General features: G+C 54.2%; 20 protein-coding genes, 1 pseudogene and 1 riboswitch. Of the genes and pseudogenes, 18 read left to right on the forward strand and 3 right to left on the reverse strand.

All coding sequences use genetic code 11. The features are described 5' to 3' along the window. Positions 1-23 precede the first annotated feature (23 nt). The 3 genes from MGLY_RS06810 to rsmI are packed head-to-tail and all read left to right on the forward strand — an operon-like array spanning position 24 to position 1,993. On the forward strand, positions 24-836 hold the full coding sequence (locus MGLY_RS06810) for a PSP1 domain-containing protein (RefSeq protein ID WP_156272634.1): 813 nt from the start codon (positions 24-26) through the stop codon (positions 834-836). Beyond that, positions 826-1,143, forward strand: a complete 318-nt coding sequence (locus MGLY_RS06815; RefSeq protein WP_156272635.1) for an initiation control protein YabA — start codon at positions 826-828, stop codon at positions 1,141-1,143. Before MGLY_RS06810 ends, MGLY_RS06815 begins: the two co-directional genes overlap by 11 nt. Then, positions 1,136-1,993, forward strand: coding sequence for a 16S rRNA (cytidine(1402)-2'-O)-methyltransferase (rsmI, locus tag MGLY_RS06820; protein ID WP_156272636.1), 858 nt, complete (start codon positions 1,136-1,138; stop codon positions 1,991-1,993). Before MGLY_RS06815 ends, rsmI begins: the two co-directional genes overlap by 8 nt. Positions 1,994-2,025: 32 nt before the next feature. On the opposite strand, the gene MGLY_RS18655 is transcribed toward rsmI, so the two are convergent. Next, the gene (locus MGLY_RS18655; RefSeq protein ID WP_156272637.1) at positions 2,026-2,283 is read right to left on the reverse strand and encodes an AbrB/MazE/SpoVT family DNA-binding domain-containing protein; all 258 of its coding nucleotides are present in this window, start codon (positions 2,281-2,283) and stop codon (positions 2,026-2,028) included. A 184-nt stretch (positions 2,284-2,467) separates the two neighbouring features. On the opposite strand from MGLY_RS18655, the gene metG reads away from it, so the two are divergent. Together metG and MGLY_RS06835 are read left to right on the forward strand one after the other, a co-directional pair. Further along, positions 2,468-4,423 carry a methionine--tRNA ligase gene (gene metG, locus MGLY_RS06830; protein ID WP_156272638.1) on the forward strand — a complete coding sequence of 652 codons (1,956 nt, stop codon included), beginning with the start codon at positions 2,468-2,470 and terminating at the stop codon, positions 4,421-4,423. After that, positions 4,424-5,194 carry a TatD family hydrolase gene (locus MGLY_RS06835; RefSeq protein ID WP_156272639.1) on the forward strand — a complete coding sequence of 257 codons (771 nt, stop codon included), beginning with the start codon at positions 4,424-4,426 and terminating at the stop codon, positions 5,192-5,194. Here MGLY_RS06835 and MGLY_RS06840 read toward each other — a convergent pair whose 3' ends face one another. Continuing rightward, on the reverse strand, positions 5,195-6,322 hold the full coding sequence (locus MGLY_RS06840; protein WP_156272640.1) for an AAA family ATPase: 1,128 nt from the start codon (positions 6,320-6,322) through the stop codon (positions 5,195-5,197). It lies immediately after the preceding gene. A gap of 239 nt (positions 6,323-6,561) precedes the next feature. Here MGLY_RS06840 and MGLY_RS18460 point away from each other — a divergent pair, with 239 nt between their 5' ends. The 5 genes from MGLY_RS18460 (at position 6,562) to MGLY_RS06865 (ending at position 12,399) form a co-directional block, all read left to right on the forward strand. Next, a complete protein-coding gene (locus MGLY_RS18460) occupies positions 6,562-7,548 on the forward strand; it encodes a 3D domain-containing protein (RefSeq protein WP_170290954.1) in 987 nt (328 codons plus the stop codon). A gap of 158 nt (positions 7,549-7,706) precedes the next feature. Further along, the gene (locus MGLY_RS06850) at positions 7,707-8,708 is read left to right on the forward strand and encodes a resuscitation-promoting factor (protein WP_170290955.1); all 1,002 of its coding nucleotides are present in this window, start codon (positions 7,707-7,709) and stop codon (positions 8,706-8,708) included. A 174-nt stretch (positions 8,709-8,882) separates the two neighbouring features. After that, the gene (rsmA, locus tag MGLY_RS06855) at positions 8,883-9,764 is read left to right on the forward strand and encodes a 16S rRNA (adenine(1518)-N(6)/adenine(1519)-N(6))-dimethyltransferase RsmA (RefSeq protein WP_156272641.1); all 882 of its coding nucleotides are present in this window, start codon (positions 8,883-8,885) and stop codon (positions 9,762-9,764) included. Continuing rightward, a complete protein-coding gene (locus MGLY_RS06860; protein WP_170291202.1) occupies positions 9,764-10,246 on the forward strand; it encodes a ribonuclease H-like YkuK family protein in 483 nt (160 codons plus the stop codon). The genes rsmA and MGLY_RS06860 overlap by 1 nt, the downstream gene beginning before the upstream one ends. Positions 10,247-10,584: 338 nt before the next feature. Then, entirely contained in the window at positions 10,585-12,399 is a 1,815-nt protein-coding gene (locus MGLY_RS06865) for an IS1634 family transposase (RefSeq protein ID WP_156272643.1), read from the forward strand. A gap of 85 nt (positions 12,400-12,484) precedes the next feature. On the opposite strand, the gene MGLY_RS06870 is transcribed toward MGLY_RS06865, so the two are convergent. Next, positions 12,485-13,270 carry a LysM peptidoglycan-binding domain-containing protein gene (locus tag MGLY_RS06870; protein ID WP_156272644.1) on the reverse strand — a complete coding sequence of 262 codons (786 nt, stop codon included), beginning with the start codon at positions 13,268-13,270 and terminating at the stop codon, positions 12,485-12,487. A gap of 235 nt (positions 13,271-13,505) precedes the next feature. On the opposite strand from MGLY_RS06870, the gene yabG reads away from it, so the two are divergent. The 8 genes and pseudogenes from yabG to MGLY_RS06910 all read left to right on the forward strand — a co-directional run bounded on the left by yabG (position 13,506) and on the right by MGLY_RS06910 (position 20,790). Then, the gene (gene yabG, locus MGLY_RS06875) at positions 13,506-14,417 is read left to right on the forward strand and encodes a sporulation peptidase YabG (RefSeq protein ID WP_170290956.1); all 912 of its coding nucleotides are present in this window, start codon (positions 13,506-13,508) and stop codon (positions 14,415-14,417) included. 144 nt (positions 14,418-14,561) lie between these two features. Next, positions 14,562-14,837 (forward strand): Veg family protein, encoded by a 276-nt coding sequence (locus MGLY_RS06880; protein ID WP_156272645.1) that lies wholly within the window; start codon positions 14,562-14,564, stop codon positions 14,835-14,837. A 74-nt stretch (positions 14,838-14,911) separates the two neighbouring features. Beyond that, a pseudogene (locus tag MGLY_RS06885) lies at positions 14,912-15,850 on the forward strand (electron transfer flavoprotein subunit alpha/FixB family protein); the annotation flags it as partial. A gap of 66 nt (positions 15,851-15,916) precedes the next feature. Continuing rightward, the gene (locus MGLY_RS06890) at positions 15,917-17,215 is read left to right on the forward strand and encodes an FAD-dependent oxidoreductase (protein ID WP_156276265.1); all 1,299 of its coding nucleotides are present in this window, start codon (positions 15,917-15,919) and stop codon (positions 17,213-17,215) included. Continuing rightward, positions 17,215-17,493, forward strand: coding sequence for a ferredoxin family protein (locus MGLY_RS06895; protein ID WP_156272647.1), 279 nt, complete (start codon positions 17,215-17,217; stop codon positions 17,491-17,493). The genes MGLY_RS06890 and MGLY_RS06895 overlap by 1 nt, the downstream gene beginning before the upstream one ends. Positions 17,494-17,584: 91 nt before the next feature. Further along, positions 17,585-18,013: a ferritin-like domain-containing protein gene (locus MGLY_RS06900; protein WP_156272648.1), complete on the forward strand. Its 429-nt coding sequence runs from the start codon at positions 17,585-17,587 to the stop codon at positions 18,011-18,013. A gap of 519 nt (positions 18,014-18,532) precedes the next feature. After that, positions 18,533-18,620: riboswitch (cyclic di-GMP riboswitch) on the forward strand. 108 nt (positions 18,621-18,728) lie between these two features. Beyond that, positions 18,729-19,490, forward strand: coding sequence for an HD domain-containing phosphohydrolase (locus tag MGLY_RS06905; protein ID WP_170290957.1), 762 nt, complete (start codon positions 18,729-18,731; stop codon positions 19,488-19,490). 40 nt (positions 19,491-19,530) lie between these two features. After that, positions 19,531-20,790: an ATP-binding protein gene (locus MGLY_RS06910; protein WP_156272650.1), complete on the forward strand. Its 1,260-nt coding sequence runs from the start codon at positions 19,531-19,533 to the stop codon at positions 20,788-20,790. Positions 20,791-20,792 lie beyond the last annotated feature (2 nt).

Raw genomic sequence — 20,792 nt, forward strand, 5'->3', positions numbered from 1 at the left:
ATCTAAATTTACGGAGGTGAGGAATTATAGTTACTGTCATTGGCGTCAGGTTTAAAAAAGCGGGCAAGATTTATTACTTTGACCCGGGCGAACTGGAATTGAACCGCGGCGACCATGTTATTGTTGAGACGGCCAGGGGACTGGAGTACGGCGAGGTGGTCATCCCGCCCCGCCAGGTTGATGAAGGCCAGGTAGTGCAGCCTTTGCGGCCGGTTATCCGCCGGGCAACGGCGGCCGATACCGAACAGGCAAATATCAACCGCCAGAAGGAAAAGGAAGCATTTACCATTTGCCAGCAAAAAATTGCCGAGCACAGCCTGCCTATGAAATTAATTGACGTCGAATTTACCTTTGACGTCAGCAAAATCATTTTCTATTTTACGGCCGAAGGCCGGGTCGACTTTCGCGAACTGGTCAAAGACCTGGCGGCCGTTTTCCGCACCCGCATAGAATTACGCCAGATTGGTGTCCGGGATGAAGCCAAGATGCTGGGCGGGCTGGGTTGCTGCGGCCGGCCGGTTTGCTGTGCCACTTTTCTGGGTGAGTTTGACCCGGTTTCCATACGCATGGCCAAAGAACAAAACCTGTCTTTAAATCCTACCAAGATTTCGGGCCTGTGCGGCCGGCTCATGTGCTGCCTGCGCTACGAAAATGACGTTTATGAGGAGGCGCGACGCCACTTTCCTCCCTGTGGTGCCATGGTCCAGACACCGGCAGGTCCAGGCCGGGTAACAGGGCACAATATCCTTAAGGAAACCGTCATGGTCGAAATACCCGAGGATGGCACTATGGAATTTCCCCTGAAAAATATCAGGAGAGAAGATCATGAGCAGTAATTTTGTGGATTCTCAAGGCAGTACCCTGGTCGTAGCCCTGGCTGAACTGGAAGGACACCTGAGTGAGGTTTTAAAGGAAGTGCGGCGCCTCCGGGCTTTAGCGCGGGCCCTGGAGGAAGAAAACCAGCGCCTCAGGACCATCATGTTCGCGGCCCAGGCCGGGGAAGGTGGTTACCAGCAGCTTTTACGCTTTTATGAGGAGGGTTTTCATGTATGCCCGCCCCATTTTGCCCGGGTGCGGGACGGTGATGGCTGCCTTTTTTGCCAGAGTTTCTTAGAGAAGAAGGGGTTACAGTCCCATGGCTAGCCTTTACCTGGTAGCCACGCCCATCGGTAACCTGGAGGACATTACCCTGCGGGCCTTAAGGATCCTGCAGGAGGTCGATTTAATCGCTGCCGAGGATACCCGGCGTACCAGGGAACTCCTGGCCCATTATGACCTGCACACACCCCTGACCAGTTACCACCGCCACAACCAGGCCAGCAAAACCCCTTATTTATTAAAGCTTCTCCAGGAAGGCAGGGATATCGCCCTTGTTTCCGATGCCGGCCTGCCGGGCATCAGCGACCCGGGGGAAGAGCTGGTGCGGCAGGCGGTAGCTGCCGGCATCACGGTAGTTCCCATTCCCGGCGCCAACGCCGCCCTCGCTGCCCTGGTGGCGTCCGGCTTACCGGCTGGCCGTTTCGTCTTTGAGGGTTTTTTGCCCCGGGCCGGCAAAGAACGCCGGAAGAGGATGGCGGCCCTGGCGGCAGAAGAACGAACCCTGATCTTCTACGAGGCTCCCCACCGCCTGGTGGCTACCCTGTCTGACTTGCTGGCCACCCTGGGAGAACGGCGGCTTGCCGTCGGCCGGGAGCTGACCAAAAAATTTGAGACCATCTGGCGAGGAACGCTGCCGGAGGCGGTAGAGCATTTCCGGGCCAACCCGCCCCGGGGAGAGATCACCCTGGTAGTGGCCGGGGCCGGGCCGGCACCCCTGCCGGCTTATGACCCGGCCCGGGTAGCAGCAGAGGTGGCGGAGCTGGAGGCGGCCGGCCTCGACCGTAAAGAGGCTATGGCCAGGGTAGCCCGGCGTTACGGCCAGCCCCGGCGGGAGATTTACCGTGCCTGCTTGCAGGCCCTCAAAAAAGGTGGCGAGGCCTCCCTGTCAAAATAAAAAGGCGCCCCGAGGCGCCCCTTTTACCTGACTTAGACAGCCTTGGCCTGCTGGGTCATGGCTTCCAGGCATGCCCGGCAGACGTTTTTGCCATGGAAATTGACGATATCTTCCGCATTGCCGCAGAAAACACAGCCGGGCTCATATTTTTTCAGGATAATTTTCTCGTGGTCGACGTAAATCTCCAGGGCGTCTTTTTCATCGATGCCCAGGGTACGCCGCAGCTCAATGGGAATGACTACCCGGCCGAGCTCGTCCACTTTACGTACCACACCCGTAGATTTAATCATGGCTCTCCCCTCCCTATTTCAACATGTTTCGACAACCTGTCTATATGGTACCAGTGTTTCCAGTAAAAGTCAACCATATTTTGGACAAAAAATTAGCCTTCTCGCGCCATTATAGCCAAAACTTGACAACTTGCTCTTTTTTTTAATATAATACTCCTGAATTTGCCGAAAGGGGACGACCAGGATGGGGGACAAGGTTTTTTACGTTACCACCCCTATTTATTATCCCAGCGATAAACTGCATATTGGTCATGCCCTGACGACCACCATGGCCGATACCCTGGCCCGCTACAAGCGCCTGCGGGGTTATGACGTTTATTTTCTCACCGGTTCCGACGAGCACGGCCAGAAAATCCAGCGCAAGGCCCGGGAAGCGGATCTACCGCCCCAAAAGTATGTCGACCGGATTGTGGCCACTTTCCAGGAACTCTGGCGCCGTCTTAATATTTCTTATAACGACTTTATTCGCACCACCGAACCGCGCCATACGCGGGTCGTCCAGCATCTACTGCAGAAAATTTACGACCAGGGGGATATCTATAAGTCCACCTACGAGGGCTGGTACTGTACCCCCTGTGAAACCTTCTGGACGGAACGGCAGCTCAAGGACGGCAACTGCCCCGACTGCGGCCGGCCGGTGGAACTGGTCAAAGAAGAAAGTTATTTCTTCCGGATGAGTAAATATGCCGATAGATTGCTGCAATATATAAAAGAACACCCTGACTTTATCCTGCCCCTTTCCCGGCGCAATGAGATGATCAGCTTTATCGAGGGTGGCCTGGAGGACCTGTGTATTTCCCGGACCACCTTTGACTGGGGTATACCGGTGCCCATGGATCCCAGGCACGTTACCTATGTCTGGTTTGATGCCCTCACCAACTACATCTCCGCCCTGGGTTACGGTACCGAAGATGATCACCTCTTTCGTAAATACTGGCCGGCCGCCGTGCACCTGGTGGGTAAAGATATCGTCCGCTTCCATACCATTATCTGGCCCATTATCCTCATGGCCGCCGGCATTGACCCGCCGCGCCAGGTCTTTGGCCACGGCTGGCTCCTGGTGGACGGCGGCAAGATGTCCAAATCCAAGGGCAATGTTGTCGATCCCATGGTGCTCATCGACCGCTACGGCGCCGACGCCATCCGTTATTTCCTCCTGCGGGAAATGCCCTACGGCGCCGATGGTTACTACAGTGAAGAGGCTTTAATTACCCGCCTCAATACCGACCTGGCCAACGACTTTGGTAACCTCCTCAGCCGGACGACGGCCATGATTGAAAAATTTAACGGCGGGGTAATTGCGGCGCCCTCAGCCCCGGAGCCCCTGGATGAGGAGTTAAAGGCCATAGCCAGGGCTGTGCCGGATGAGGTGGACGCGGCCCTGAACAATTTTGAATTCGCGCGGGCCCTCACGGCCATCTGGCGCCTGGTTAACCGGGCCAATAAATACATCGAGGAGACGGCTCCCTGGGCCCTGGCCAAAGACCCCTTAAAGAAACCGCGCCTGCAGACGGTCCTTTACAACCTGGCCGAGGCCATGCGCCAGGCTACCATCATGGTGGGGCCTTTTATGCCCGGCGTACCGGCCCGGGTGTGGGAGCAGCTGGGCCTTGAAGGTGTGCCCGCGGCCCTCACCTGGGAGAGCCTGGCCACCTGGGGGGGCATCCCTGCCGGTACCCGGGTGAGAAGGGGCCCGGCCCTCTTCCCCCGCATTGAACTTAACGAACAGGAAGGAGAAGGACCGGTGGCAGGACAGGAGACTCCGGCGGCAGCAGCGCCTGCAGTTAAAGAAGAAACGGCTGCTAAACCCGGGGAAGAAGAGATAACCATCGAGGAATTCGCTCGCATTAAACTAAGGGTGGCTGAAGTCCTGGCGGCGGAGAAGGTGGCCAACGCCGATAAGCTCCTGAAGCTGGAAGTTAAAGTTGGTGACGAGCGGCGGACTATCGTGGCCGGCATCGCCCGCTACTACCGGCCGGAAGAACTGGTGGGCAAGAAGGTGGTTATTGTGGCTAATTTGAAGCCGGCCAAACTCAGGGGTATTGTCTCCCAGGGGATGGTGCTGGCGGCCGTCGCTGACGATACCTTAAGCCTGGTAACACCGGAGCGGGCTATTCAGGACGGCGCCCAGGTGCGATAAATGCCGGGACTCATTGACTCCCACGCCCACCTCAACGATCCGGCCTTTGCCGCCGACCTGGCCGGTGTCCTGGGCCGCCTGCAAGAGGCCGGCGTTGTAGCCGTAATCAACGTGGGTTATGATGTGCCATCTTCCCGGCGGGCGGTAGAGCAGGCCCACCGCTGGCAATTTATCTATGCCGCCGTGGCCATCCATCCCCACGACGCCATGACCTTTGACTCCGAGGCAGAGGCTGCTATCCGCGGCCTGGCCGGGGATAGCCGGGTGGTGGCCATTGGCGAAACGGGGCTTGATTACTACCGCAACCTTTCGCCCCGGCAGCGCCAGCAGGAGGTCTTTCGCTGGCACCTGGAGCTGGCCCGATCTTTACGCCTGCCGGTAATTGTCCATGACCGTGACGCCCATGAGGACACCCTGCAGATTTTAAAAAAGGCCGCGCCGCTGCCGGCCGGGGGTGTCCTCCACTGTTTCTCCGGCAGCTGGGAAATGGCCCGGGAGTGCCTGGGGCTGGGCTTTTATATTTCCTTTGCCGGCCCGGTGAGCTTTAAAAATGCCCACAAGCTCCGGGCCGTAGCGGCGCGGGTGCCCCTGGAGCGGCTGCTGATTGAAACCGACTGCCCGTATCTCACCCCGGAACCCCACCGGGGCCGGCGTAACGAGCCGGCCTATGTCGGCCTGGTGGCCGACGCCATAGCCGCGGCCCGGGGCCTGGCACCGGAAGCCGTCAGCGAAGCCACCGCGGCCAACGCCCGGCGCCTGTTTGGGATTTGATCAGAAAAATTCCCGCAGTACATAATCACGGAACATCGGCTCAACGAATGTATAAGACCCGCGCCCCTTCTTCTCGATCACTGTTTTAGCCAGCAAATGATCTATCGTCCGCTTAATTTCATTAGGATTGGCGTTTTCTATGCTATAAATGCTGGTTCCTGTGGCAATGCGCTTTAATACCTGGCGTCCAGTGAAACTCAGGTTTAGATCGTCTAGTAATTCATCGTAGATGGGTGCAAGAGTCAGCAGGGCGCGATCATATCCCAAGCGTACAATCTCAAGGGATATGGTGTTCTGCCCGGCTTCAAGCAATGCGTAGTATAGTTCGGAACATACAACCATCGTGTCCTGGGGGTGCCCTCCGGTTTTACGGGTAATCTCCTTTATTGCTTCCGGGGTAGATGTGATTCCCCTGGTGCGGAACTTTTTGGCAATATATTCCACCCAGGCCGTTTCGGGAATCGAGGGTATGGGAAGAATAGTGGCGAACCGGTAAAAGGCTTCCTTTTTGTCAGCGAATAGGGTTTTCATCATGCCCTCTTTTGATCCCAGGAACAAGTAGGCCACATCTTCTTGATTTTGAAAATAGGAACGCATCTTTTTATAGATTTCCGTCCCTGCTACCCGGGAAGCGTCTTGAAATTCATCGAACAAGATAACCACCGGCTTTTTATCCCGTTTAGCCAACACCCCGGGCAAGTTCAGCGCATAGTCAAGCAAGGCTTCATCGCTTTGCTCGCCTTGCGAAAGCCCCAAATCGAGTTCAAGGTCCTGGAGCTTAATTGCCAGTTTCGCAGTGCCGACAATGGTTTTAGTCCGGTCTTTCCACGCGTCGATTGTCTTGCGAATGCCAGTCCTGTTTTCCAGGCAAGCGTTAATCAGCGCAACAGCCAGATCGCGCTTGCTGGAAAGCCGGAAAAGATCAACTGAAGCGATATAAAAACCTTTTACCTTTAGCTGCCTTAGCACCTCATGGGCCAACGAGGTTTTTCCTATGCGCCGTGGGCCGTAAAGCATGACGCTTTGACCCTCAGAGAGCCTAGTTACAAGGGAGGTAATGAAGTCCTCCCTGTCGACGATATCTTCTTCTGCAACAGGACCGCCGATGGGAAATAGCTTACCTGGCATTATCAACGCCCCTTGATCTTATTATCCATGATTATTACTTATTGTGTAATATTATATTACATAAGGCGTAATAAAGCAATATTTTCCCGGCCAATCCAAAACTCGCTCCAGGAAATAGGGGTATACCGCTTGAAATAACCTATAATCCCTCCTGCCTCAGGGCAGGAGTTTTTTTACGGGTATAAAAGGCGAATATTCTGGCAAGGCTATAGCTGGCATAAAGTGGAAGGAGTGACGTCATGTTCAAGATGTTACCCCCTTCCGGCCAGCGGCCTGCCCCTGGCCGGAGAAAGTCATTGCTGGCGCTGGCCTGCCTGCTGCTGGGGCTCCAGTCCCTGCTGCTGGCCGGCTGGACCAGTAATCGCGTCGATATTTTCACCGATGGCAGCGCCAGGCAGGTAGCCACCGGCCAGTGGTACCTGGGCGACAGCCGGGGCCCGACCGGTTGCCAGGTACGGATAGGCGACTGGGTTTTACCCCTGCCCGGTGCCTGGTTCTGGCCGGGCTTAAAACTGACCATGGCCGGCGTAGTACCGGTAGCGGCCGAGATTGCCGGCCAGCCTCTCTGGTCCCAGGTACCGCTGCCGGCAGTAGCCGGAATCCTGGCCCAGGAGGGCATAACCCTGGGTCCTGAAGACAGGGTAGATAGCAACCTGGGCAGCAATGACCCTTACCAGTATATCCGGGTCATCAGGGTGGAAAATACCATTGAACTGCGCCAGGAAGCAGTACCGCCTCCCCTGGTGCGCCGGCCGGATCGGACTTTACGGCCGGGGAAGGAAAAAGTGGTCCAGGAAGGCCAGCCGGGAGTACGTTATTATAAATACCAGGTAAAGAAAGAGAATGGCGTCGAAGTCGAGCGCCAGCTCCTGGAGACCTGGATCGAAGTCCAGCCCCAGCCGCGGATAGTGGCCTACGGTAGCCGTGCCTACCCGGCAGTTACGGCGGCCCGGGCGGGGGATACCCTGAAGGTGATAGCTACGGCCTATACCCATACCGGCAACCGGACGGCTACCGGCATTTGGCCCTACCGGGGAATAGTTGCCGTCGATCCCCGGGTCATACCCCTGGGAACCAGGCTTTACGTAGAAGGCTACGGCTATGCCGTGGCCCAGGACACGGGCGGCCTGATTAAGGGCAACCGCATTGATATCTTTGTAGATAGCGAGGCCGAAGCCATCCAGTGGGGTCGGCGGCCGGTTACGGTGCGGATTCTCGGTTATTAGGTAAAAAATTCCAGGCGCGGGGGCAGGAAAATCTTGCCCCCGCGTCGAAGTATTTATAGAGACTTCTTCCGGGCGCAACCAGCGTCCGGAGGCAACCTCCCCTCCAATGGCAGTAAAGCTGTATTAGATTTTAAATTTAAATTAGCAAGAGGTGACTCATGGACGGGTGGATTACTTACTGGCGCCAGAAGAATTCCCGGGGGCGCCGCCGGCCCTGGCTCTGGCTCCTGGTGGCGGTATCAGTGCTTTTTGCCGGCACCGGGTGGGGAGTAATGAACTTTGCCTGGAAGCAGGTAACCCTCCAGGTAGACGGGCGGGAGAGCGTAGCCCGGACCTTTGCCGGCCAGGTAGGGCGATTTTTAAATGAGCAGCAAATTACCCTGGGGCCAGAGGATGTTGTTCTTCCTGCCCTGGACGCACCTGTGACTAAAGGTATGGTGGTGACGGTCAAAAGGGCCGTCCTGGTAAAGATAATTGCCGACGGGCAGGAAAGGGAAATATGGACTCCTCCGGTGACGGTGGCCGAGGTTTTAAACAAGGCGGGGGTAACTTTGCAGCCGGAAGACCGGGTTACCCCGGGTGTAACTGCCACCGTAAGGGCAGGAGACACAATTAAAGTTACCAGGGTCACCTACAAAATGGAAACGGTTAAGAGCGAAATTAACTACCGGGTGGAGCGTCGACCCGACGGGGAGATAGAAAAAGGCATTACCCGCCTGGTGCAGAGGGGGCAGAAGGGCCTCCAGGAAGAAACTTACCGGATCGTCTATGAAGACGGGCAGGAAGCAGGCCGCGAACTGGTGGCAACTAAGGTCGTTAAAGAACCTGTACCGGAAATAATAGCTGTAGGAGCCCTGGATATGGCTTCCCGCGGGGGGTACAGTTTCCGCTTTGAGCGGGTTTTCTGGGCCGTTGCTACGGCTTATACCCACTCGGGCTCACGGACGGCGACGGGGGTTTATCCCCGGGTAGGTACCATTGCCGTTGACCCGGATGTAATTCCCCTGGGTACCAGGCTCTACGTCGAAGGCTATGGCTTTGGCATTGCCCAGGATGTGGGCAGTGCCATCAAGGGTAACCGCATTGACGTTTTCCTGGATACGGAGGCGGCTACGGCCCGCTGGGGCGTCCGCCGGGTGAAGGTTTACGTGTTGAAATAGGCACCGGTACCGGCTCAGGCATTGCTGCTAGGGTAGCGGCATAAAATGGTAACTAACACCACCCCGCGAGGTGGTGTTTATTTTTGCTTTCCCACATCTCATAGGGTTTTTCCATTTACATATATTTGTACCATGGCTGCAGATGTAGTATAATACCTCTATGGAGGGATTGGGGTGGATTCTGTAGCCACGCCAGGCAAAACCCTGGCCCTGGTCCGGGAAAAGGGGCTGGTACCCCGTAAATCCCGGGGCCAGAATTTTCTTGTGGATGTAAATATCGTGCGGAAAATTGCCGGGGCCGCTGGCCTTGGCCCTGATGATACTGTTGTCGAGATAGGTCCCGGGCTGGGAGCCCTTACCCAGGAGCTGGCGGAACAGGCGGGACTGGTAATAGCCATTGAGATCGACCGGGATTTAATATCTGCTCTAAAAGAAACCTTGAAGGATAAGGCCAATGTGCGCCTGGTTGCCGGCGATGCCTTAAAAGTTGATTTTGACGAATTAGTTGCCAGATTTAAGGGAAATGGAGGAGGAAGGTTGCCCACTTATAAGCTAGTGGCCAACCTTCCTTATTATATAACCACCCCCATCCTGATGCATTTACTGACCGGTAAATTTCAGATTACGGAACTTGTTTTAATGGTCCAGGCCGAAGTGGGCTACCGGATGCTGGCCTTACCGGGAAGCAAGGATTATGGCTCTTTGAGTGTAGTGGTCCAGTATTATACGAAACCGGCCATTATCTTGAAGGCACCGCGCACCGTCTTTTACCCGCGGCCGGAGGTCGACTCCCTGGTAGTGAAACTAACCCGCCGGCCGGAGCCGGCGGTACAGGTAGGGGATGAAGATTTCTTTTTCCAGGTAGTCCGGGCCGCCTTTAACCAGCGACGTAAAACCCTTTTAAACGCCCTGGGGAGCCTGGGACTGGAACGTCCCCTGTTACTAAAAGCTATGGCAGTTACCGGAGTGGAACCCCGGCGAAGGGGAGAAACCTTGACGATTGAAGAGTTTGCTAACTTGAGTAAAGCGTTACAGCAACAAATGGAAAGAAGGTGATGCCGGTGTATTATATCAGTCCTACTAAGGGTCGCCTGACGGCTGAAGAAATGTTTGCCGACATGATGCAGTTTATCGAGGCCAATCCCGAGGCCCAGTACAAGATCATTATAGGCTCGGATTCCCAGGCCCGGGTCCGTACCTGCTTTGTCACGGCTGTCATAGTCCACCAGGTAGGCCGGGGAGCTCGCTACTACTACAGTAAAAGGTACCAGCGCAAGATTACGTCCCTGCGCCAGAAGATCTTTTATGAAACGGCTTTGAGCCTGGAAACGGCCAGCTTTATCGCCCAGAAGCTGGCGGCCAACGGTCATGCTGATCTCAACCTGGAGATCCACCTGGACATCGGGCCCAACGGCAATACCAGGGAATTAATCCGGGAAATTGTCGGCATGGTGGTGGGCAGCGGTTTTGCCGCCAGGATCAAACCCTATTCCTGCGGGGCCTCCAAGGTAGCCGATAAGTACACCAAGAGCGGCTAAGGGTGAAAATATGTGGAGCACGTCATAAATGTTAAATGGAGTCAGGAGTAAATTGCGGGTGCTTATATATTCGGGTGCTTATATAAAAGAGGTGGCCACCCTTATCCCGCGGGGTTGCCACCTCTTCTAGTTTAATAGACTGGTTCCGTACTTTTTAACCCAACTTTGACACTAAAACTTCTATTTCAAGGGCTTAAAGACCACCAAGACTAGTAATATCAACGATCTTTCTCTACCGAAGTCGGCAAAACGTAGTGAAAACAAATCTGCCTTAGAGTATTTTCACGCCGGGCATCTCTTGGTATAATAGTAATGACGATAACCGAGGTGATGCCCCTTTGTTCCCCCGTATTATCACTACCAGGCGCGGCGGCCATACCTACCATTATCTGGTCCTGGTAGAATCCTACCGGGAAAAAGGCAAGGTAAAACAGCGCCAGGTTGGGCATTTAGGCAACATCGACCAGTATTCCCAGGAAGAGATACAGCGGCTTATTAATAAACTGCGGGAATTCCTTAAGGAAGATGAGCTGGGCACTGTTAAGGACCTCCAGACCTTCGGCACCAAGCATTATGGTATCCCCTATGTGGTGAATTTTTTCTGGGAGCGACTGGACCTGGACGCCTTCTTTAAAAACTATCTCCAAAATCGTCAAGTAGAGATGGATGTGGCCTTATGCACCAAGATTATGATTTTAAACCGCCTCATCGCTCCTAAAAGCAAGCTTGGAGTATCCCAATGGTTAAGGCAAATTTACCTGCCGGAACTGGAAGAGAAACAGCCTGAGTTGCATCATTTTTACCGTACTCTTGACGTCCTGGAAGAAATGAAGGATTATCTGGAACGCCACTTGTACAACCGGCTTACGGATCTCTTGAGTTATCAGCTTAACCTGGTGTTTTACGACTTGACCAGCAGCTACTTTGAAGGTACCCATTGCCCCCTGGCCAGGTTCGGTTATTCCCGCGACCACCGGCCGGACTGCCGGCAAATTAATATTGGCCTCCTGGTGACTCCGGAAGGCATGCCTATTGCCCACCAGGTATTTGAAGGTAATATACCTGATAAAGTAACCGTGGCTGGCGCCATCGAACAACTTAAGCAAAAGTTTGCCATCAAGAGCTGTATTTTCGTGGGCGACCGGGGTATGCTGACCAGTCATAATTTAGAAGAACTCAAGGAGGCTAACTTCCGTTATATCCTGGGCTTTCATAAACGCGGCCGGGAAGTGAGCGATGAACTACTGGCCAGGTACCAAAACCTCGAAGAATACCAGCTAATAGACGGCGATAACCCCCTCTTTTATGTGGAAGTACCACCAGAGCAGGTACAGGCTCCCCCTAAAGAAAACTTGGTAGAGGGAGAAGAGGAAGAAAAGGAAAACTTCGAGCCTCCGGTTCGCTATATCCTTTGCCACAATCCTCTCAAAGCCCAAGAGGATTATGAATTTCGGGTCAAAGCGATAGAAGAAGCCAGGATAAAATTGCAAGAGCTGAAAGACAGGCTGGCCCGGGAAACCCCGCGGCGGGGGCGCAAGCCTACCACAAAAGGAGTCATGCTTAAAGCAGCTGCTATCCTTAACAAGAAGGGCCTTGCTCCAATTTTTGATATTACTTATGACGGCAAGTCTTTCAACTTTGAAATTAATGAGCCGGCTCTGGCTAAAGAGGCTTTGCGGGACGGCAAATTTTTAATCCAGACTAATGCTGACCTGCCAGCTGAGGAGGTAATTGCCGCCTATAAAAACCTGCTCCAGGTAGAAACCGCCTTTCGCCATATCAAGGACTTCATTCGCTTGAGGCCTATCTACCACTACAACGAAAGTCGGGTTAAGGGACACATCTTTATATGTGTGCTGGCTTATCTCTTTGAAAAATGGCTGGAGGTGATACATCGCCGATATATTGAAGATGAGATTTTTAAGGCGAAACAAATCCCTGATCCTGAAAGTCAAGAAAGAGAGTTACGCCGCTGGAAGGTTGCCCATAAAAGCGGCCGCCGTATCCTGGAATTATTAGAAGAGATAAAGGCTGTTGACCAGCAGTTTCTTGATAAGCGGATTTATAGTATCACCCAGCCCGGACAAAGCCAGAGTGAATTGTTAAAAATTTTGGGCCTTCCACTTCCACCTAAAATTTTAACCTTCAGGTAGCCACTAAGAGCCCCAGAAAGGGGTTGTAGTGACAATTGTCCCTATGGACCCCTTGATTTTTAAGGGGCGGTGTCAAAGTTGGGTTTTAACGGGCAAAAACGTGGTTGCCAATGGTGGTGATAATGGTCCGCGTCCAGACCCAGGAGTTAGCCGGGACCTGGGCCGGATTCCAGAAAAAGAGGGCACCGCCGCTGGGATCATAGCCCCGCAGGGCTTCGCGGGCCGCCTGGTAGGCAGTAGCATCGGGAGTCAGGTAAAACTGGCCGTCGTTTACCGAAGTGAAGGCGTCGGGGTCATAGATGACACCGGCAATGGTCCGGGGAAAGCGCCCGTCCCGGGTGCGGTTAATGGCCACGGCAGCTACGGCTACCTGGCCGGCATAGGGTTCACCCCGGGCTTCACCATAAATTAGATGGGCCAGCAGGTCCAGGTCGCTGGCACTATAATCAGTGCTTGTCCCCCGGGAGGCCGCAGGCTGGTAGGACCCGGCCGGGAGGCGTAAGACCTGTCCCGGGTAAATGACATCGCTGGTGAGATTATTGGCGGCCATGATTTGCTGGTAAGACAGGCCGTAGCGTTGACCGATAAGAAAGAGGGTATCGCCGGGCTGGACGACGTAAGTACTGCCGCCCCGGTCAGGTACCCAGAGGGTCTGGCCAGGATAGATCCATGTACTACTCAAGTTATTCGCTTGTTGGAGTTCCCAGGCGCTGATCCCATAGCGCTGGCCGATGAGATAGAGGGTATCGCCGGGCTGGACGGTGTAAGTGGCGGCTGCTGCTGTGCCGGCAAAGGCGAGGATGCCAATTAGCAGGAAAGAAGCCAGGCAAAATAGCCGCAGGCTGGCATAAATTATCCTAGAAATTGCCATCAACTCCTTTGATTTAACTTCTATCTCTAGGCCTGTCATCCAGCTTACTACCATTATACATTTAATTACCATAACCCGTCACTGATAAATAGTTACCAGGACCGGTGTATTATGGTAACTATACATAATATCCAATCAGAATATGGCAAGTTGCTGCATCGAGTACCGCCCTCACCTCCTTAAGTCCCGGGGCATAAAATAGAATGATACAGGGCTTACGGGGGAGGGAAGCAGGTTGAATAACATTAAGCCCGGAGATATCGTGGCGCGGAAAAAATACGGTAAAGATATCTTTTTCAAAGTAAAGTCGCTTATTATAACTGATGCAGGAGAAACTACTGCCATTTTGCGGGGACTGGATGTCAGGCTGGTAGCTGATGCCCCCCTGGAGGACCTGGAGCTGCAACCGGCCGAGGAAGTGCTGCGTTACCGCCACTGCGATATTCAAAAACACAGTCTTTGTTTCCGGCGGATTTTGCAGCGCCGGGAAGCCGAGAGGGAGGTTTTTTTATTGCGGGGTGAACGGCCGGGCCTGGGGGAAAGGGAGCTGGAAAAACAGGAAGGTGCCCCCGGTGATGGTTTTTTTGAGGTACCGGGCCGGGTGCTGCATATCGACGGTGACGAGGAATACCTGGATAAGTGCCTCCATGCCTATGAGCAGCTAAGAATACCGGCCCAGGGCGTGTGCTTGCCAGAAGAACAGCAGGCGGCTAAAGTGAAGGAGCTTTTAAAGGAATATACCCCCGATATTCTGGTCCTTACGGGTCATGATGGCCTGCTCAGGGAAAAAAATAATACTTTTGCCGATCTGGATAGCTACCGCCACTCAAAGTACTTTGTAGCGGCAGTAAGGGCAGCCAGAACTTTAAGACCTACCCATGATGACCTGGTTATTTTTGCCGGGGCCTGCCAGTCCCATTATGAAGCCCTGCTTAAAGCCGGAGCCACCTTTGCCAGTTCGCCCCGGCGGGTTTTAATTCATGCCTACGACCCGGTTTTTGTGGTGGAGCGGATTGCCTATAGTTCCATTGAAAAAACCCTGGGCCCCGCGGATATAATCAAAGATACCATCACCGGCAATGAAGGTATAGGTGGTATAGAGATTAAAGGTAAACTGCGCCTGGGTTATCCTATTTCCCCTTATTGAAAATATCTTAATAACAAAGGCGAAATTTATACCATTATTCCCCTTGACAATAAGTCGGCTCCTCTAGTAAAATAAACATTATGCCTTGACACCACCCCCTTGCTGTTGTATAATAAAGTATACGCGGAAAGAGGGTGGTCTTTTTTGACAGGTAAAGAAGTACTGGCAACTATCAGAGAGGACCTGGAGTCCCGGGTAGGCCAGAAGGTAAGACTAAGAGCCAACCGCGGGCGGAAAAAGATCCTGGAGAGGACCGGTATACTGGAAAAGACTTACCCCAACATCTTTGTGATCCGACTGGAAGAGCAGAAAAGCCCGGAACGCCGGATATCCTTCAGCTATACCGATGTCCTTACCAATACAGTAGAATTAATGGTTGAGGGTGAGAGCGGTATTAAAAAACTGGGTGCCAAACATTAAAGAGCTATCAGGCCAAACCTGATAGCTTTTTTGTATCCGCAATAATTGCATATTTTGGGTTCCCCCACCCCATACTAGCAGCAGTGGGACGGCAGCTGGCTGGCGCCCTGGGGGTAGAGCTGGCCGGAGTCCTGGTGGGGCAGGGGGTGGCCGGCCTGGCCCCTGAAGCCTGGGCTTACGGGGCGGACAAAGTTTACCTGGTTGAGGACCCCGTCCTGGGACCCTACCGCACGGCCCCCTATGCCCGGGCCCTGGTACAGCTGGTAAAGGAGTACAAACCGGAGGTCCTGCTGATGGGAGCCACCAGCCTGGGCCGGGACCTGGCGGGAGCCGTGGCCACCTCCCTGGGGACCGGCCTGACGGCCGATTGCACCAGTCTCACCATTGACCCGGAGACGCGCCTCCTGGAGCAGACCCGGCCGGCCTTTGGCGGTAATGTCATGGCCACCATCCTCTGCCACCGGCACCGGCCCCAGATGGCCACCGTCCGGCCGCGGGTCATGCCCATGCCGTCCCGCCAGGAGGGCCGCCGGGGAGAACTGGTCCGGGTGGATATGGCCTTCAATGAAGCCGAGGTCCGGGCTGAGGTTATAGAGGTCATCGAAGAAAAAAACAAAGCCGTCTACCTCGACCGGGCGGAGATCATTGTTGCCGGCGGCCGGGGCGTGGGGTCGAAGGAAAACTTCCGCCTCCTGGATGAACTAGCCGGGGTCCTGGGCGGCACCCTGGGCGCCTCGCGGGCGGCGGTGGAGGCCGGGTGGCTGCCCCCGGAGTACCAGGTGGGCCAAACAGGGACTACCGTGCGGCCGAAAGTCTATTTTGCCATCGGCATTTCCGGGGCCGTCCAACACCTGGTGGGCATGCAGACTTCAGACGTCATTGTGGCCATTAATAATGACTCGCAGGCCCCTATTTTTAAAGTAGCCACCTATGGAATAGTCGGCGATTTCCGGGAAGTGGTACCGGCTTTAACGGCGGAATTTCGCCGCCAGCTGGTACCGGGGCCTGGGTAGGCTGGAAAAGCAGCTCGGGGTGGGTATTAGCACTGGTTGATGTTAAGTTCGTATGGGGGCATTATGATGGCGCTAAGGTTTGAAGTCGTCATAGTGGGCGCCGGGCCGGCGGGGCTGGCGGCGGCCATCACCCTGGCCCGGGCCGGGGTGGAGGTAATTATCTTTGAGCGCGGCGAGCACCCGGGCAGCAAAAACGTCATGGGCGGGGTCCTTTACCGCCACCCCACCGCAACGATAGTTCCCGGGTTTTACCGGGAGGCCCCTTTAGAGCGGCCGGTAGTGGAGCAGCGCCTGTGGTTGCTGACCGATGCAGCGGCTCTCACCCTGGGTTATAAGAGTATGGCCTTTGCCGCCGAGCCTTACAACGCCTTTACCGTGCTCAGGGCCCGCTTTGACCGCTGGCTGGCGGAACAGGCCGTGGCGGCCGGGGCCCTGCTGATTAATGAAACCGTCGTCGAGGACCTCCTCTGGGAGAAGGACCGCGTCGTCGGGGTAAGGACTGGCCGGGCCGAGGGCGACGTCCGGGCGGAGGTAGTCATCCTGGCCGAGGGCGCCAATTCCCTTTTAACCCAGAAGGCCGGCCTGAAAAAGGACGGCATCAATACCAACCAGCTGGCCGTGGCCGTCAAAGAGATCATTGCCCTGCCCCGGGAAAAGATCGAGGACCGCTTTAACCTGGACGAAGGCCAGGGTTGCACCATTGAACTCCTTGGCGACGCTACTAAAGGCATGATGGGGACAGCCTTTATCTATACCAACAAGGATTCCCTCTCCGTGGGCGTGGGCGTCCTCCTGTCGAGCCTGGTCCGCCGCCGTTTGAACCCCAACGACCTCCTGGAGCACCTGAAAAGTCACCCCATGGTGCGGCGGCTGCTAGCCGGGGGTGAGAGCAAGGAATACCAGGGCCACCTGATTCCCGAAGGCGGCTACCGGGCCATTCCTAAACTCTATGGCAACGGCGTCCTGGTAGCCGGAGATGCCGCCATGCTGGTCAACGGGATTCACCGGGAAGGGTCGAATCTCGCCATGACCTCCGGCCTCCTGGCAGCGAAAACCATCCTGGCCGCCCGGGAAAAGGGCGACTACAGCGAGGCCAACCTGGCACCCTACCGGCAGATGCTGGCGGAGAGCTTTGTCTTGCAGGACTTGCAGAAATACCAGCGGGCCCCCTTTTTCTTTGACCAAAATCCCCACTTCTTTACCCTGTATCCGCAGCTCCTTTCCCGGGCCGCCAGGGAGTTCTTAACCGTCGATAATGTACCCAAGCGGGAAAAACAGAAGCGCATTTGGAGGGAAATTACGGCCGAACGCAGCCGTATACAACTGGCCGGGGACCTTTACCACCTCTGGAGGGTGATGGGCTGATGCGCCTGGAAGATAAGCTGTTCCTCAACCGTTACCAGACGGATAAGCACCCTCATTTAAGGATCAAGGACCGGGAGGTCTGCCGTCACTGTGACGGCAGACCCTGCACCTTTATCTGCCCGGCCCGGGTTTATGCCTGGAACGAAAAGGAAGAAAGGATTGAGACGGCCTATGAGGGCTGCGTGGAATGTGGCACCTGCCGCTACGGCTGCGCCCACGACAACATCGACTGGCGCAATCCCCGCGGCGGCTTCGGCATTCTGTATAAATATGGTTAAAACCAATACCTGGACTTACTTTATCTGTATGGGCACACTTACCAGGAAAACTAATATTATGTAGTATAAGCATACTCCTGGAGGTGGCCCTATGACCATCGAGCAGATAATCAAGCTCCTCAACCTGGACCTGTCCTGGGAATACGCCGCCATGATCCAGTACATCCAGCACGCCAGCATGCTTACTGGCCCCCAGTATTTTGCCATTATCGATGAAGAGCTCCAGCATGCCCAGGATGAGCACGACCATGCCGTAAAGCTGAGTGACAAGATCCAGTACCTGGGCGGCATCCCCACGGTCCAGGTGCAGGAAATCAAGACTTCCCTCAATAACGTGGAAATGCTGCGCCAGGACCTGGAGGCCGAGTATGACGCCCTGAACCGCTACCTGCAGCGCATTGAGCAACTGGAAGCCTTGAAATTGTATGACGTCGCCCAGGTCATCAGGGAAATAGCCCTGGTGGAGCAGGGACACATTATCGACCTGGAAAAGTCCCTGGGCATCCAGAAGGTAAGATAACATATTTTGACCCCACGGCCCAGGACTCGACCTGTAGCCCTGTCGAGGATAACGTCTCCGCAGCCTCAGCGTCCGGCCCCTGGAAGACCCGCGCCTCTGGCAACCGCAGCAGGGGTAAATTGACATTACTTTTACCTAAAGGGAAGGAATTTGTTGAGCGAGGTCGAATATAAAAATATTATAGCAACTGGATTGGAGGATAATACCTGTGCTGGCAAAGGGCATAACAAAAATTAACATAAAAAACAAAAATAGCCAATGGGGGGGGGGGGGATTATATGCCTTTATTGTAAATATTTGGAAAGAAACTCCCCCTCTATTAGCCTCCTTAAAATTACTGCAAATAACATTCCTCCCAACCCATCCAGTGCTACCTTTCATAACGCCTCCGGGAACCAGAATTTCCTTGTAATTTTCGGGAAAAAGTGTCCAGTGGCCGCTGGACTGCCGTCACCATTCCTTCTACTCCGCCCCCCAGAGTTCCCAAAGAGATATCTTTCTCTTATGCCAATAGCTTAAAGTGTTTAAGGGCAAACCACTCGAAAGGGTGGGACGCAAAGCCATGGGTCTGTAGCCACTATGCTGGTATGACTGCCAGGCTGCCACTTTAAAGTCGGTTTTTAATTTTACCTGAACTTTTAAAGGGCAGCCATGCAAATTGCTCGTGGCTGCCTTTATTATTTCTAGATGGAACGAAGGCTGGGGGGCGGGTTTAGTGCAAAGGGATACGGTTACTAAAATTTTACTGGAGATTCGGGAATACTGGCCGGTACTGTACTTTCACTCGGCTGCGGTGGCCAACTTTGCCTTAAGGATAGCCATGGACCTGGGAATAGAAGCCCGTCATTGCCGGGACGTGTTGAGGGGTGCCCTCTTGCATGATGCCGGAAAAATACATGTACGTTTGGAGATATTGACGAAACCGGGGCCACTGACAGAGGCGGAATGGGGGCAGATAAAAAAGCATACCGACTATGGAGCGGACTGGGTGGAGCAAAGAGGGGGCAACGATGAGGTGGTAGCAGTTATTCGCTACCATCATGAATGGTGGAATGGAAACGGTTATGCCGGCCTTAAATATGAACAGATCCCTTTGCTGGCCAGAATAGTAACAATTGCCGACGCCTTAGATGCCATGACGGCGTCGCGACCCTACCGTAAGGCGATTGCGGTTAGTGAAGCTCTGATGGAAATACATAGCGGGAAAGGATTGCAATTTGACCCGGACATATTAACTGTCTTAAGTCAAAAGGCCACCTACGAACCGGCAACCTACCAGGATCCCCGCCCCCTTGCCAGGCAAATCCAGGTAGAAAAAGAATGGCTCGCGAGGTTAATTAAGATTTACGGCGATCTTGCCCATCCTTTAGTAATTGCCCAAAGTCACTGGTTGGATAAGTTGATAGTAAGTATTTATAAGTTACAGGAAGGGAAAAGGGGGAAAAACCTCTCTTTAGGGGAGAAAGAGAAGCTTTAAACCTGGTTTAAAGCCAGAGCAGTAGAGGGGGGGTTCAGGTATGCAAGAGTGTAGCCAGTGTACCCGCAAGACCCCAAATCGTTCTTGTGTCGATTGCGATTATTTCATGAGTCCCGGCCCTTTACGCCGGAAGCCACCGGTGCCCATAGGCATTAGCCTGGTTGCCGCCGATGGAAAACGTTATGCTGGCCGTATTCTCGTATTGAATACCATGGAACTGGGCCTGGAAACACGAGCTCCCGTTCCCGGTCAATACCGGATTTATTTAAAGCAGCATCTTAGCCTGGATGTAGCAGGGGTACCGACCAAGGGCAAGGGTAACATCCACCTCTTTGATATCATAGCCGTTTACCGGGGTGAGGAAACAGCCAGCCGTCTGGGTAATGAAGAATACCGTTTACTGACGGGTAGTACTGGGGACTTCATTGAGCAAGTATCGCAATTAGTTCCCGCCCATTTACAGGACCTGGTTAAAGAACGACTACTTGCCGAGTTAGAAAGCTCGGAGATTTTCAATGCCATGCGGTTGGGCAAGGTAATGCGTTACGAAAAGGGGCGTTTTCGCCATCTGACAGGACAGGCTGACCTGGAACTGCCCCTGCCGGCAATAGAAAATTTAATGCGCCAGGCAATACACCGGGGAACCCACTGCCGGGAAGTGATAGTAAGTGATGACGGTAAAAGGATTTTTGACCTGCACGGTATACCCCTTGACTCCCGGGCAGGGGGCCTGCTGGCCTTTGATCTTACCGAAATTATTGAAAAGGAAAGGCAGATGCGCCGCCAGGAGATGCTGGCCTACCGGGAAGCCGTGGCTGCCGTCACCAATGGGCGCCTGCAGCTTTTGACTTCAGAAGAAATGGTAGCTGTGTTATCCCAGGGTAAGGAACTGGCAAGGGGAGTAGTTAACAAGGCTGCTGACATAGCTTCAGCTCGCAGCAAGTTATGCAGTTTGCTACCCGCGGCTTTTAGCGCCCGCGCGTACGGCATGACCTTATCTTTAACTGAGGCTTTGACCAATACATTAAAACATGCTACGGGTGGTGAATGGGTGGTCCGGCAGACGGATGAGGCCATCCGGATAATTATTCAAAACCAGGGCCAGGGAATTAAGATAAAAGATTTACCCAAAGCGGCTTTAATGCGACATTACTCCACCCAAAATTCTCTTGGTTGCGGGTTTACTTTAATGCTTTATTATGCTGATCAAGTTTATCTAACTACCGGTTCCAGGGGAACCACCCTGGTCCTGGATTTCCATCAATCAGCAGGTGAAGAAATCTGTTCTCCAGCTTCTTAAGT

The organism is Moorella glycerini, assembly GCF_009735625.1.
Classification (GTDB): domain Bacteria; phylum Bacillota; class DSM-521; order Neomoorellales; family Neomoorellaceae; genus Neomoorella; species Neomoorella glycerini.